Genomic DNA, 12,402 nt, shown 5'->3' with positions numbered 1-12,402 from the left:
CTAGACCAGTTCCGGAACCTCGCCGGGCACGAACGCGTCGAACGCCGCCCAGAACTGCTCGCGATAGCGATCCGTTTCCTGCAGGATCTCGTGTTTGGCGCCGTCGATGGTGACGAGCGATGCGCCGCGCAACTGGCGCGCATAGGCTTCGATCGCCGGCGTCGAGACGAGCGTGTCGGCGCCAGCGGCGACGAGCAGCGTCGGGATGCGGTGATTGCGCAGGAACTCGCGCTCGTGGACGCGCGCCGAGGCGACCGTCGCCGCATGCACCCAGCCGACCGTCGTCGCACCGAGCCCGAGCGCCGGATGCTCCTCGTAGATCGCCTGGTTGCGCGCGAAGCGATCGGGATCGCTGGTAACGATGTTGCTCTCGAATACCTGCTTCGCCGGCTTTCGTTGCCCGCGCGCGAGGAACATGCGGCCGAAACCGAGCGAGGTCAGGAGGCCGGTCGCGCGGCGCAGCGTTTCCATGCGTACCGGAATGCGCTCCAGCGTCAGGAGCGGGGCGAGCAGCACCATGCGTCGGATGCGGTTGGTCAGCTTGCGCGAGGCGAAGAGTGCCGTCAGCGCGCCGGTCGAATGGCCGATCAGATAAAAGGGCGCGCGGCAGTCCGGCAGGACGATATGCTCCACGAAGCGCTCGATGTCGGCGACATGGTCGTCGAAGGAGCGGACATAGCCGCGGCGCGGATTGCGGGTCAGGCGCTGCGAGCCGCCCTGGCCGCGCCAATCGAAGATCGCGACGCCGAATCCGCGTTGCTGCAATTCGCCGATGGTCTCGAAATATTTCTCGATCGCCTCGTTGCGACCGGGAAAGATCAGCACCGTTCCCTTGAGCGGACGCCCGGTCGCGCCGAACCGCGCATAACGAAGCCGGATGTTGCCCTTGCCGTGAAACGTTCCGGCATGGGCGTTGTCTGGCAGGGGGTTGCCGGCGCTGGAGAAAATCTGGTCGCTCATGAAGCCGTGATAGAAAGCGGCGTTGCCAAAGGCAAAGATTATCGAAGCGACAGGTCCGAAAAAGGTAAGGCCGGAAGATCCTTGTGGGAGCTTCCGGCCTCTGACGAACCGGGAGGAAGGGACGTTACACCCGGTCCGGCTTCGGAGACGACCAAGTGGCTTGAAGGCCGCCTGTTCGAATTCGATGAGTGGAAGGTAGTCGTTGCGGGCTGAACGGAATCCGAAGCGGCGGTTCATATTCGGTTCATCGTTCGGGAGCGGATGAAACTCTTGAAAGCGCGCAGGCGAAAAACCACATCTGGCGTGCGGTCGCCGATGTCGGGGCCGCTGGACATCGAGCGGAAAGACCAAAGCGTTTTCCGACAGATGCTCCACTCGCAAACCATGTTGCTCAACTGGAGAACAGACCATGCGTCATGTTGATTTTTCGCCGCTCTATCGCTCGACCGTCGGCTTCGACCGTCTTTTCACGATGCTCGATTCGCTGGCTCAGCCTGATAACGGCCAGTCCTATCCGCCCTACAATATCGAGCGCACCGGCGAGGACGCCTACCGCATCTCGATGGCTGTCGCCGGCTTCGCCGAGGACGACATCTCGATCGAGGCTCATCGCAACGTGCTGACGATCAAGGGCGAGAAGCCGGAGACCAAGGACGAGACGTCCGAATTCCTCCATCGCGGCATCGCCTCGCGCGCATTCGAGCGCCGCTTCCAGCTTGCCGACCATGTCGAGGTCGTCGGCGCACTGTTGAAGAACGGCCTTCTCCACATCGACCTGAAGCGTTCGGTGCCGGAGGAAATGAAGCCGCGCAAGATCGCGATCCAGCCGACGCCTGCTTCCGCGAAGCAGATCGAGGGCCAGGCGGTCAACTAAGCTGCGCGTTTCCCGACGAGATGGCGGCGCCCCTTGCGGGCGCCGCTTTGCGTTTGAGGAGAAGCGCGTCGATGGACAGTGCGCCTGCGCCCTTGATCGCCAGAACGGCCAGCAGGAAAACCCAGAACAGACGCTGGTCGGCGATGAGACCATCGGAAAAACGGTCGAACGCTGCTCCCGCCGTTTCCGTCCCGACCTGGTGGACAAGGATGTCGACGGCGCTCTGGACGATGACGAAGCCGATCATGCCGAGCGCGGCGATCCGCGTGGCCAACCCGGCGAGGATGAGGAAAGGCAGGATGAATTCGCCATAGGTGCCGGCCCACACCATCAAGCCCCAGGGCAGGAAGGCGACATTGCCGACGTCGCCGCCGGCAGCTTCCACTGCCGGCAGGGCGATTTGATAATAGGCATTGTCCGAGACCGACAGGAAACCGAACATCCCATCTGTGATCTTCGTGCGCGCGGAATTCCAGAAGTAGAAGAGCAACGTCGAGGCGAACACCAGCCGCGCGGCAAGCCCGATCAGCCAGCTGTCGCCCGCGGCTTCGATCGCGGACACGAGTTTATCGTAGAAGCGATACAGTGGTCCGATCATCGCTCTGCTCCTCGAATGGCATGAAACGCCCCGGACCAGACGACGAGCGACATCCCCGCGCCGAGGTCGAATTTCCGGTCGCAGGCAAGTGCCGCGTCGACCGCAGCCTCAAGCGGCCGGCCGTTCAGAAGCGCCTGCATGAAGACTGCCTGATCCCGGCCGAGCGACTTTATCGTCACGGCAAGGGCAGGGCGTGTGATGAGGACCGCTTGCGCCACCGACGCGTCGATGCGGCGTGAGGCGCCGGCGTCTTCTCGATTGGCCTGGAACAGGTCGGCGACGGCAAAGCGCGATACGACGATGCGCGCGGCCGGGTGGGCGATCAGGCGGCAATGCGGCAACTGCGCAACCGGCACGGACGCCATGGTCTCGCCGTCGAGCGTTTCGGCGTCGGCTGCGTGCCAGGCATCGAGCCAGGATCTTTCGACCCGGGCGAGGTCGGCCAGATACGGCATCTTGCCTGCGGGGCCGAATGCGGCGAGGAAATCGGGAAATTCGTCACCATAACGAAAAACAAGCGGCGAACGCGGAGGGTGCTCGACCATGAAAGAGTGGGCCATCGCGTCGAAGAAGCGGTCGCCGACGATGCGGCGCGTCGCCGGAAAGATTTCGCGCAGCGCCCTGATGAGGCTCGACGCGACGTTGTTGCGATAAACGGCGAAACGGCCGGCATCGCCAAGCCCGAAGGCTGAATGAAGGCCGGGCGGCGGGGCACCATCGGCCACCAGAAGCCCGGACGCGAATTCATCCATGACGGTGCCCCAGCATCCGGTTCGGCGCCTGACGGGCCAGCATTTCGGCTGCCGCCATCGCCTCTCGCTTGAGGATCGGCCAGGCAGGTATGTCGGCATCCCATTCCACAAGCGTGGCGACAGGCCCGGTGCGCGCGATCACGCGTTCGTAAAGCGCCCAGACGGCATCGGCGACAGGGCCGTCATGGCTGTCGATGAGCAGCTTTCGGCCCTGTGCATCCGCGTCTTCGGCATGGCCGGCGAGATGGATTTCGCCGACATGATGCAGCGGGAAGGAGGACAGGTAGGTCCACGCGTCCGTCCCGTGATTGGTCGCGGACACGAAGACGTTGTTGACGTCGAGCAGCAGGCCGCAGCCCGTGCGGCGCACGATCTCCCGCAGGAAGTCCTGCTCGGAAATGGTCGACTGTTCGAAGAGCAAATATGTCGCCGGGTTCTCGAGCAGGATGGGGCGGGAAATCGCCTCCTGCATTTCGTCGACATGGTCGGCCACCCGGGCAAGCGTCGCCTCGGTGTAGGGCAGGGGCAGGAGATCGTTGTAGAAGACGTCGTCATGCGTCGACCAGGCCAGATGCTCGGAAACGAAGGCCGGCTCGTATCGATCGACGAGCGCCCGGAAGCGGTCGAGATGATCGCGTGACAATGGTGCTTCACCGCCGATCGACATGCACACGCCGTGCAGCGAGACGGGATGGCGCGCACGGATGCGTTCCAGCAGCCGATGCGGCATCCCGCCGTCGCCCATATAGTTTTCCGCGTGGATCTCAAAGAAGCCGTCGATCGCCTCGTCGGCCTCGATCTCGCGAAAATGTTCGGGCTTGAAGCTGGTGCCGGCCAGCCCTGCCGCGTCGAAGGCCGGAAAGCGCTGCTCCCGGCGATGAAGATCGGTGACATTCACGTTCATGCCCGTCGTCCTTCCGGCCTGTCGATTGGCTGGCGATGAGTCCGATCAGCCCGCCGTGGGCAGGTCGCGGTCAAGGGCCTCGAGCGAGCCCATGCGCTGATCGGGAAGATCGATCGAAGCGCAGGTGCCCTTTTCGACATAGGTCCAGGCATTGCCCTGATAGTCGACCTTGGAGGTGCCGGCGCAGGTCGTGCCGGGACCGGCCGCGCAGTCGTTCGCGCCGGCCAGCGAAACGCCGTAGCAGCGCTCCTTTTCCTGGGCGACGGCGTCGCCTGTCGAGAGGAAGGCGCCGGCGGAAACGGCGGAGGCGACGGCGGCGGCCAGATAGGCGGCGCTGAAAGCGGTACGTGTCGACATTGGATGATGCTCCCTTGGTGTTCGTCCGGCGTTGTTGCCGGCCTCAGCACCTTGGCGAAGCGCCCCATCACTGGGAAATCAACGAGCGGATATGAAGAATGCCGGCGTGGTCACGCCGGCACCTGTTCTTTCGCGTCCGAAAATCACGTGTCGCTGAATTAGAACGTGATCATGCGATCAGTTCGCCGATCCCATCGACATCGGCCTCGGTGGTGGCAAAGCTCGTCACGAAGCGGCAGAGCGTCTCGTCCGGACCGACGTCGAGCCCGGCCGGCGTCGGCCAGGCGTAGAAGACGGCGCCCTTGTCCTTCAGTTCGTCGACCAGCCCCTTGCCGAGGATCGGGAAGACCTCGTTCGCCTCCGGCGCCCAGCCGAGCCGCGCATTGGGAGAGGTCGTGAAGTGGCCGGCGAGCCGCGTCGCCATCGCGTTCGAATGCCGGGCAGTCTTCAACCACAGATCGTCGGCGAAATAGGCTTCGAACTGCGCGGCGATGAAGCGCGACTTGGAAAAGAGCTGCGCCGCGCGCTTGCGCACGAAGGGGAAATCTTTCGCTTCGTCGGGATTGAAGAAGACAACGGCTTCCGCGCACCAGCAGCCATTCTTGGTGCCGCCGAAGGAGAGCACGTCGACGCCGCGCTTCCAGGTCATCTCGGCCGCCGACACGCCGAGGGAGACGAGCGCATTGGCAAAGCGCGCGCCGTCCATGTGGAGCGGAATGCCGTGCTCCTTGGCAAGCGTGGAGAGGGCTTCGATCTGCGCCAGCGAATAGACGGTCCCGACCTCGGTCGCCTGCGTGATCGTAACCGCCGCCGGGCGTCCGCCATGGACGAAGGCGGGCGGGAAGCGCTCGATCGCTGCCTTGAGCTTGTCCGTTTCCATTCGGCCGAGAGGGCCATCGACGGCATGGAGGCGCGAGCCGCCCATGAAATATTCCGGCGCGCCGCATTCGTCGGCGATCACATGCGCCTCGCGGTGGCAGAACGACACGCCGCCCGCGCGGTCGTAGGCCGTCAGGGCGAGCGAGTTGGCCGCCGTGCCGGTTCCGACGAAGAACACCGCCACATCGCGCTCGAAGACTTCGCTGAAACGCGCTTCGACCGCCTTGTCGAGGTCGCTCGCGCCATAGGCCGGCGCGAAGCCGGCAGAGCGCGTGACGAGGTTGCGGGCGATGTCGGGGTGGGCGCCGGCCCAGTTGTCGGATGCGAAATACATGAAGCGTGCTATTCCCTTGGAAAGTCCGCTTCAGAAATCAGGTCGGCGCGCGGCTGACAAGGGCCTGACGCTGCGCATGCGAAGGCGATTTGCGAAGATTGCGGCCGCGTCACATGTGGCGAAACAATCTTTCGCCAGCAGCCTCAATTTTTTGCACTTGCATCTTGTGCGGGCTTTTGATTTCTGTCATATCCAATTTAGGACAGCATTGCTGTCTTATTTGCGGATTGCCGAGCAGCCGCGCTGACCCTTAGAATGGGGCGCGCGTAGAGTTCGGCGCCGCCGCCTGGCACGATGTATCGGCCATGTGCGGACCGGAGGGCAAGGGCCCCGAGAACCGGTCGGCGAACGGCCATTCGACATATATGCCGCGAGTGCAGAATTGGGTTGGCCGCAGGGCGAACCTGGAGGACCAGACGACCGCCCGATCCCCGGGCACGACGGAGAGACGAGCATGAGCGAGAAGACGCAAGCTGTGACGACCGCATCGACGCCGGCCGCCCATGCGAAAGCGACTGCCCGCAAAACCGGTCTTCCGCATGCGCAGGGTCTTTACGATCCGCGCAACGAGCACGATGCGTGCGGCGTCGGCTTCGTCGCCAACATGAAGGGCGCCAAGTCGCACCAGATCGTCAAGGACGGTCTCTTCATGCTCGAGAACCTGACGCATCGCGGCGCCGTCGGTGCCGATCCGCTCGTCGGCGACGGCGCGGGCGTGCTGGTGCAGATTCCCGATCGCTTTTTCCGCGAGGAGCTTGCCGCGCAGGGCATCGAACTGCCGCCGCTCGGCCAGTATGGCGTAGGCCACTGGTTCATGCCGCAGGACGAAGCTCTTCGTGCCCATGTTGACGAAATCATCGCCGAATCCGCGCAGTCCGAAGGGCTACGGCTGATCGGCTTCCGCGACGTGCCGGTCGACAACTCTTCGCTGTCGAAGGCGCCGGAGATCGTCGCCGCCGAGCCGCATCACCGCCAGGTCTTCATCGGCCGTCCTGCCGACATCGACGACGACGAGGAATACGAGGCGCGGCTCTATGTCCTGCGCAAGGTCATTTCCGGCCGCATCTATGCCGAGCATCAGAACAAGGACATCGGCGCCTATTGCGTGTCGCTGTCGGCGCGCACCATCGTCTACAAGGGCATGTTCCTCGCCTATCAGGTCGGCGCCTATTACAAGGACCTGACCGATCCGCGCTTCGAAACGGCGCTGATCCTCGTCCACCAGCGCTTTTCGACCAACACCTTCCCGTCGTGGAAGCTCGCGCACCCGTACCGCATGGTCGCCCACAATGGCGAGATCAACACGGTGCGCGGCAACAACAACTGGATGGCGGCGCGTCAGGCCTCGGTCGATTCCGAGCTCTTCGGTAACAACATCTCCAAGCTGTGGCCGATCTCCTATGAGGGGCAGTCGGACACGGCCTGCTTCGACAACGCGCTCGAGTTCCTGTTCCAGGGCGGCTACACGCTCGCGCACGCCATGATGATGCTGATCCCGGAAGCATGGGCCGGCAACAAGCTGATGAGCGACGAGCGCCGCGCCTTCTACGAATATCACGCCGCGCTGATGGAGCCATGGGACGGCCCGGCCGCCGTCGTCTTCACCGACGGGCGCCAGATCGGCGCGACGCTCGACCGCAACGGCCTTCGTCCCGCACGCTACATCGTCACCGACGACGACCGCGTCATCATGGCCTCGGAAGCCGGCGTCCTGCCGGTGCCGGAGGAGAAGATCGTCACCAAGTGGCGGCTCCAGCCCGGCCGCATGCTGCTGATCGACCTCGAAGAGGGGCGTATCGTCTCCGACGACGAGATCAAGGCCGAGATCGCCTCGCAGCACCCCTATACGCAGTGGCTGAAGAACACCCAGCTCATCCTCGAAGAGCTGAAGCCGGTCGAGCCGCGCGCGCTGCGCAAGGACGTCTCGCTGCTCGATCGCCAGCAGGCCTTCGGCTACACGCAGGAAGACACGCGCATCCTGATGTCGCCGATGGCGACGACCGGCCAGGAAGCCGTCGGCTCGATGGGCACCGACACGCCGATCTCGGCGATGTCGGACAAGTCGAAGCTGCTCTACACCTATTTCAAGCAGAACTTCGCCCAGGTGACGAACCCGCCGATCGACCCGATCCGCGAAGAACTCGTCATGAGCCTCGTCTCCTTCATCGGGCCGCGTCCGAACATCTTCGATCTGGTCGGTTCCTCGCGCCGCAAGCGGCTCGAAGTGCGCCAGCCGATCCTGACCAATGGCGATCTGGAAAAGATCCGCTCGATCGGCCACACTGAGGACCGTTTCGACACCAAGACGATCGACATCACCTATGCGGCCGTGGAAGGTGCGGCCGGCATGCAGGGCGCGGTCGATCGCCTGTGCGACCGGGCCGAGGCGGCCGTCGTCGGCGGCTACAACATCATCATCCTGTCGGATCGTCAGGTCGGACCGGACCGCATCGCGATCCCCGCGCTTCTGGCAACCGCTGCCGTGCATCATCACTTGATCCGCAAGGGCCTGCGCACGGCGGTCGGCCTCGTCGTGGAATCCGGTGAGCCGCGCGAAGTGCATCACTTCGCGTGCCTTGCCGGCTACGGCGCCGAGGCGATCAACCCCTACCTTGCCTTCGACACGCTGACTGAGATGCATCGCCGCGGCGATTTCCCGCCGGAAGTCGACGGCCGCGAAGTCGTCACGCGCTACATCAAGTCGATCGGCAAGGGCATCCTCAAGGTCATGTCCAAGATGGGCATCTCGACCTATCAGTCCTATTGCGGCGCGCAGATATTCGATGCGATCGGCCTCAATTCGGCATTCGTCGACCGGTATTTCTCCGGCACGGCGACGACCATCGAAGGCGTCGGGCTGGAAGAGGTCGCAGGCGAGACCGTCAGCCGCCACGAATCCGCCTTCGGCGAAGACCCGGTCTTGAAGAACGCGCTCGAGGTCGGCGGCGAATATACCTACCGCGTGCGCGGCGAGGCGCATGTCTGGTCGCCGGACGCGGTCGCGACGTTGCAGCATTCGGTGCGGCTCAACTCGTGGGAGACGTTCAAGCAGTATTCCGCTCAGATCGACAGCCACACGGCCGACGCCAAGTCGATCCGCGGCCTGTTCAAGATCCTGACCGCCGCGGAGAGCGGCCGCGCCGCCGTGCCGCTCGACGAAGTCGAGCCCGCGGTCGAGCTCGTCAAGCGCTTCTCGACCGGCGCGATGTCGTTCGGCTCGATCTCCAGAGAGGCGCATTCGACGCTCGCCGTCGCGATGAACCGCATCGGCGGCAAGTCGAACACGGGCGAGGGCGGCGAGGAGCCGGATCGCTACTTCCCGCTGCCGGACGGATCGCGCAATCCCGAGCGGTCCGCAATCAAGCAAATCGCATCCGGCCGCTTTGGCGTGACGGCGGAGTATCTCGTCAATTCCGACATGATGCAGATCAAGGTCGCGCAGGGCGCCAAGCCCGGCGAGGGCGGACAATTGCCCGGCCACAAGGTCGATGCGACCATCGCCAAGGTGCGCCACTCGACCCAGGGCGTGGGCCTCATTTCGCCGCCGCCGCACCACGACATCTATTCGATCGAGGATCTGGCGCAGCTCATCTACGACCTGAAGAACGTCAATCCGGCCGCCGACGTGTCGGTAAAGCTCGTCTCCGAAGTCGGCGTCGGCACGGTCGCGGCGGGTGTCGCCAAGGCGCGCGCGGACCACATCACCATCTCCGGCTATGACGGCGGCACCGGCGCTTCGCCGCTCACCTCGATCAAACATGCCGGCAGCCCTTGGGAAATGGGCCTTGCCGAAACGCACCAGACTCTGGTTCTGAACGGCCTGCGCTCCCGCGTCGCGCTGCAGGTCGATGGCGGGCTTCGCACCGGCCGCGACGTGATCGTCGGCGCGCTCCTCGGTGCCGACGAGTTCGGGTTCTCGACCGCTCCGCTGATCGCGGCCGGCTGCATCATGATGCGCAAGTGCCACCTCAACACCTGCCCTGTCGGTGTCGCGACGCAGGACCCGGTGCTGCGCAAGCGCTTCAAGGGCACGCCCGAGCACGTCATCAACTTCTTCTTCTTCATCGCCGAGGAAGTGCGCCAGCTTCTGGCCGAGATGGGCTACCGCAAGATCGACGAGATCATCGGCCAGTCCCAGCTTCTCGCCAAGGACGATGCCTTCGCGCACTGGAAGTCGAAGGGGCTCGACTTCTCGAAGATGTTCTACAAGCCCGATGCGCCGAAGGAAGCGACCTACTGGACCGAGCGCCAGACGCATCCGATCGACGACGTGCTCGACCGCAAGCTGATCGCCGAGGCGGCGCCGGCGCTCGAGGCGCGCCAGAAGGTCGAGATCGCGGCCGATATCCGCAATGTCGACCGTTCCACCGGCGCGATGCTGTCGGGCGAGGTCGCCAAGCGCTTCGGCCACAAAGGCCTGCGCAAGGATACGATTTCCGTGACGCTGACCGGCACGGCCGGCCAGTCCTTCGGTGCATTCCTCGCCAAGGGCGTGACCTTCACGCTCGTCGGCGACGGCAACGACTATGTCGGCAAGGGACTTTCGGGCGGCAAGATCGTCATCCGGCCGCCGGAAAACACCCGCATCACGCCCGAAAATTCGATCATCGTGGGCAACACGGTTCTCTATGGCGCGACCGAGGGCGAGTGTTATTTCCGCGGTGTCGCGGGCGAGCGCTTCGCGGTGCGCAATTCGGGTGCCATCGCCGTCGTCGAGGGCGTCGGCGACCATGGCTGCGAGTACATGACCGGCGGCGTCGTCGTTGTCCTCGGCCAGACAGGCCGGAACTTCGCGGCCGGCATGTCGGGCGGCATTGCCTATGTGCTGGACGAGGCGGGCGATTTCGCCGAGCGCTGCAACATGGCCATGGTCGAACTGGAACCGGTGCCGGAGGAAGACGAAATCCTCGAACGCCTCCATCACCACGGCGGCGACATCGACCACAAGGGCCGCGTCGACGTCCAGGCCGACATGACCAGCCACGACGAGGAGCGGCTCTACCAGCTCATCCGCAACCATGTCGACCACACCGGCTCGCAGCGCGGCCAGACCATCCTCGACAACTGGGCCGACTACCGCCCGAAATTCCGCAAGGTCATGCCGGTCGAATACAAGCGCGCGCTGATCGAAATGGAACGCATGCGCATGGGCGTGGCGGCCGAATAGGCCGCCTCCCTCCACCCTTGATCGCATTTCGGAGCCTCACGGCTCGCAGACGATTGGACTGAACTATGGGCAAGGTAACAGGCTTTCTCGAGATCGACCGGCAGGTTCACAAATACCAGCCGGCGTCCGACCGCATCCGTCATTTCCGGGAGTTCACGCTCCCGATGTCGGAGCCGGAAGTCGAGAAACAGGCCGCGCGCTGCATGGATTGCGGCATCCCGTTCTGTCACGGGCCGACCGGCTGTCCGGTCCACAACCAGATCCCCGACTGGAACGACCTCGTCTATCAAAAGGACTGGGAAGGGGCGATCCGCAACCTGCATTCGACCAACAACTTCCCCGAATGGACCGGCCGCATCTGCCCCGCTCCCTGCGAGGAAGCCTGCACGCTGAACCTCGAGGACATTCCGGTCGCCATCAAGACGGTGGAGCAGGCGATTGCCGACAAGGCCTATGAAAAGGGCCTGATCCGTCCGCTGCCATCCGCGAGCAAGACCGGCAAGCGCGTTGCGATCATCGGCTCCGGCCCGGCCGGCATGGCTGCGGCGCAGCAGCTTGGACGCGTCGGCCACGACGTCCACGTCTTCGAGCGCGAGTCGAAGCCCGGCGGGCTGATGCGCTACGGCATTCCGGACTTCAAGATCGAGAAGAAGTACATCGACGCGCGCGTCGAGCAGATGCAGGGCGAGGGCGTCACCTTCCATTGCGGCGTCGACGTCGGGGTCGACAAGACGCTCGACGAGTTGACGGCCGAGTTCGACGCGGTGCTGTATTGCGGCGGCTCGGAAAATCCGCGCCCGGCCGGCATTCCCGGCCGCGAGTTCCAGGGCGTCCATGACGCGATGCCCTATCTCGTCCAGCAGAACCGCCGCGTCGGCGGCGAGGACATCCAGTCGCGCGCCTGGGCCGCCGCGCCGATCCTCGCCGGCGGCAAGCATGTCGTCGTCGTCGGCGGCGGCGATACGGCGTCGGACTGCGTCGGCACCTCGTTCCGCCAGGGCGCGGTGCGCGTCACCCAGCTCGACATCCGCCCCCAGCCACCGGAAAAGGAAGACAAGCTCACCGTCTGGCCTTACTGGGCGACCAAGATGCGCACGTCATCCTCCCAGGCCGAGGGCGCCGACCGCGAGTTCCAGGTCGCGACGCTCGAATTCGTCGGCGACGAGGACGGCAACCTCACCGGCGTCAAGTGCTGCGAAGTCGACGAGAAGCGCAAGCCGATCGCCGGCACCGAGTTCATTATCAAGGCCGACCTCGCCTTCATCGCCATCGGCTTTGCCGGTCCGCTCGTGGGTGGCCTCACCGACCAGCTCGGCGACCGCCTCGGCACCGTCACCGACAAGCGCGGCTCGCGCAACGTCACCGCCAACGACCGCGACTACAAGAGCAATATCGACAAGCTCTACATCGCCGGCGACGTGCGTCGCGGCCAGTCGCTCGTCGTCTGGGCGATCCGCGAAGGTCGACAGGCCGCGCACGCGATCGACAAGGATCTGATGGGGACGACGGTACTGCCGCGATAAGTCTGAGCGCTGCAGTACCCCCACCCTTTATCCCTCCCCACAAGGGGGAGGGAG

At 64.6% G+C, this 12,402-nt stretch carries 10 protein-coding genes; 4 read left to right on the top strand and 6 right to left on the bottom strand.

The window, feature by feature from the left end:
- The gene (locus tag ALII_RS0113670; protein ID WP_024587872.1) at positions 1-960 is read right to left on the bottom strand and encodes an alpha/beta hydrolase; all 960 of its coding nucleotides are present in this window, start codon (positions 958-960) and stop codon (positions 1-3) included.
- Positions 961-1,369: 409 nt separating this feature from the next.
- Here ALII_RS0113670 and ALII_RS0113665 point away from each other — a divergent pair, with 409 nt between their 5' ends.
- Entirely contained in the window at positions 1,370-1,834 is a 465-nt protein-coding gene (locus tag ALII_RS0113665; protein WP_024587871.1) for an Hsp20 family protein, read from the top strand.
- Here the strand turns inward: ALII_RS0113665 and ALII_RS0113660 are convergent.
- The 5 genes from ALII_RS0113660 to ALII_RS0113640 all read right to left on the bottom strand — a co-directional run bounded on the left by ALII_RS0113660 (position 1,827) and on the right by ALII_RS0113640 (position 5,658).
- Entirely contained in the window at positions 1,827-2,432 is a 606-nt protein-coding gene (locus ALII_RS0113660; RefSeq protein ID WP_024587870.1) for a DoxX family protein, read from the bottom strand. The two genes, ALII_RS0113665 and ALII_RS0113660, sit on opposite strands and share 8 nt — an antisense overlap.
- Complete coding sequence (locus tag ALII_RS0113655) at positions 2,429-3,184, bottom strand: DNA-binding domain-containing protein (protein WP_024587869.1); 756 nt, start codon at positions 3,182-3,184, stop codon at positions 2,429-2,431. The genes ALII_RS0113660 and ALII_RS0113655 overlap by 4 nt, the downstream gene beginning before the upstream one ends.
- Positions 3,177-4,088, bottom strand: coding sequence for a DUF692 domain-containing protein (locus tag ALII_RS0113650; protein WP_024587868.1), 912 nt, complete (start codon positions 4,086-4,088; stop codon positions 3,177-3,179). Before ALII_RS0113650 ends, ALII_RS0113655 begins: the two co-directional genes overlap by 8 nt.
- 45 nt (positions 4,089-4,133) lie before the next feature.
- Positions 4,134-4,445, bottom strand: a complete 312-nt coding sequence (locus tag ALII_RS0113645; RefSeq protein ID WP_024587867.1) for a DUF2282 domain-containing protein — start codon at positions 4,443-4,445, stop codon at positions 4,134-4,136.
- A gap of 169 nt (positions 4,446-4,614) precedes the next feature.
- Positions 4,615-5,658, bottom strand: coding sequence for a low specificity L-threonine aldolase (locus tag ALII_RS0113640; RefSeq protein WP_024587866.1), 1,044 nt, complete (start codon positions 5,656-5,658; stop codon positions 4,615-4,617).
- Here ALII_RS0113640 and ALII_RS22460 point away from each other — a divergent pair.
- From ALII_RS22460 to ALII_RS0113630, 3 genes are all read left to right on the top strand, one after another.
- Entirely contained in the window at positions 5,657-5,905 is a 249-nt protein-coding gene (locus ALII_RS22460; RefSeq protein ID WP_152529639.1) for a hypothetical protein, read from the top strand. The two genes, ALII_RS0113640 and ALII_RS22460, sit on opposite strands and share 2 nt — an antisense overlap.
- Before the next feature lie 207 nt (positions 5,906-6,112).
- Positions 6,113-10,825 carry a glutamate synthase large subunit gene (gltB, locus tag ALII_RS0113635; RefSeq protein ID WP_024587865.1) on the top strand — a complete coding sequence of 1,571 codons (4,713 nt, stop codon included), beginning with the start codon at positions 6,113-6,115 and terminating at the stop codon, positions 10,823-10,825.
- 65 nt (positions 10,826-10,890) lie between these two features.
- Positions 10,891-12,348 carry a glutamate synthase subunit beta gene (locus tag ALII_RS0113630; protein WP_024587864.1) on the top strand — a complete coding sequence of 486 codons (1,458 nt, stop codon included), beginning with the start codon at positions 10,891-10,893 and terminating at the stop codon, positions 12,346-12,348.
- Positions 12,349-12,402: the final 54 nt, after the last annotated feature.

Source organism: Aliihoeflea sp. 2WW, from assembly GCF_000497755.1.
Taxonomy (GTDB): Bacteria; Pseudomonadota; Alphaproteobacteria; order Rhizobiales; family Rhizobiaceae; genus Aliihoeflea.
Note: the sequence above shows the minus strand (reverse complement) of the source record. Positions and strands in the feature narration are given on the sequence as shown.

What these genes read in the sequence shown, in the direction of transcription:
- ALII_RS0113670 (WP_024587872.1), bottom strand. Translation starts at nt 960, where the DNA reads ATGAGCGACCAGATTTTCTCCAGCGCCGGCAACCCCCTGCCAGACAAC.
- ALII_RS0113665 (WP_024587871.1), top strand. Translation starts at nt 1,370, where the DNA reads ATGCGTCATGTTGATTTTTCGCCGCTCTATCGCTCGACCGTCGGCTTC.
- ALII_RS0113660 (WP_024587870.1), bottom strand. Translation starts at nt 2,432, where the DNA reads ATGATCGGACCACTGTATCGCTTCTACGATAAACTCGTGTCCGCGATC.
- ALII_RS0113655 (WP_024587869.1), bottom strand. Translation starts at nt 3,184, where the DNA reads ATGGATGAATTCGCGTCCGGGCTTCTGGTGGCCGATGGTGCCCCGCCG.
- ALII_RS0113650 (WP_024587868.1), bottom strand. Translation starts at nt 4,088, where the DNA reads ATGAACGTGAATGTCACCGATCTTCATCGCCGGGAGCAGCGCTTTCCG.
- ALII_RS0113645 (WP_024587867.1), bottom strand. Translation starts at nt 4,445, where the DNA reads ATGTCGACACGTACCGCTTTCAGCGCCGCCTATCTGGCCGCCGCCGTC.
- ALII_RS22460 (WP_152529639.1), top strand. Translation starts at nt 5,657, where the DNA reads ATGAAGCGTGCTATTCCCTTGGAAAGTCCGCTTCAGAAATCAGGTCGG.
- ALII_RS0113640 (WP_024587866.1), bottom strand. Translation starts at nt 5,658, where the DNA reads ATGTATTTCGCATCCGACAACTGGGCCGGCGCCCACCCCGACATCGCC.
- gltB (WP_024587865.1), top strand. Translation starts at nt 6,113, where the DNA reads ATGAGCGAGAAGACGCAAGCTGTGACGACCGCATCGACGCCGGCCGCC.
- ALII_RS0113630 (WP_024587864.1), top strand. Translation starts at nt 10,891, where the DNA reads ATGGGCAAGGTAACAGGCTTTCTCGAGATCGACCGGCAGGTTCACAAA.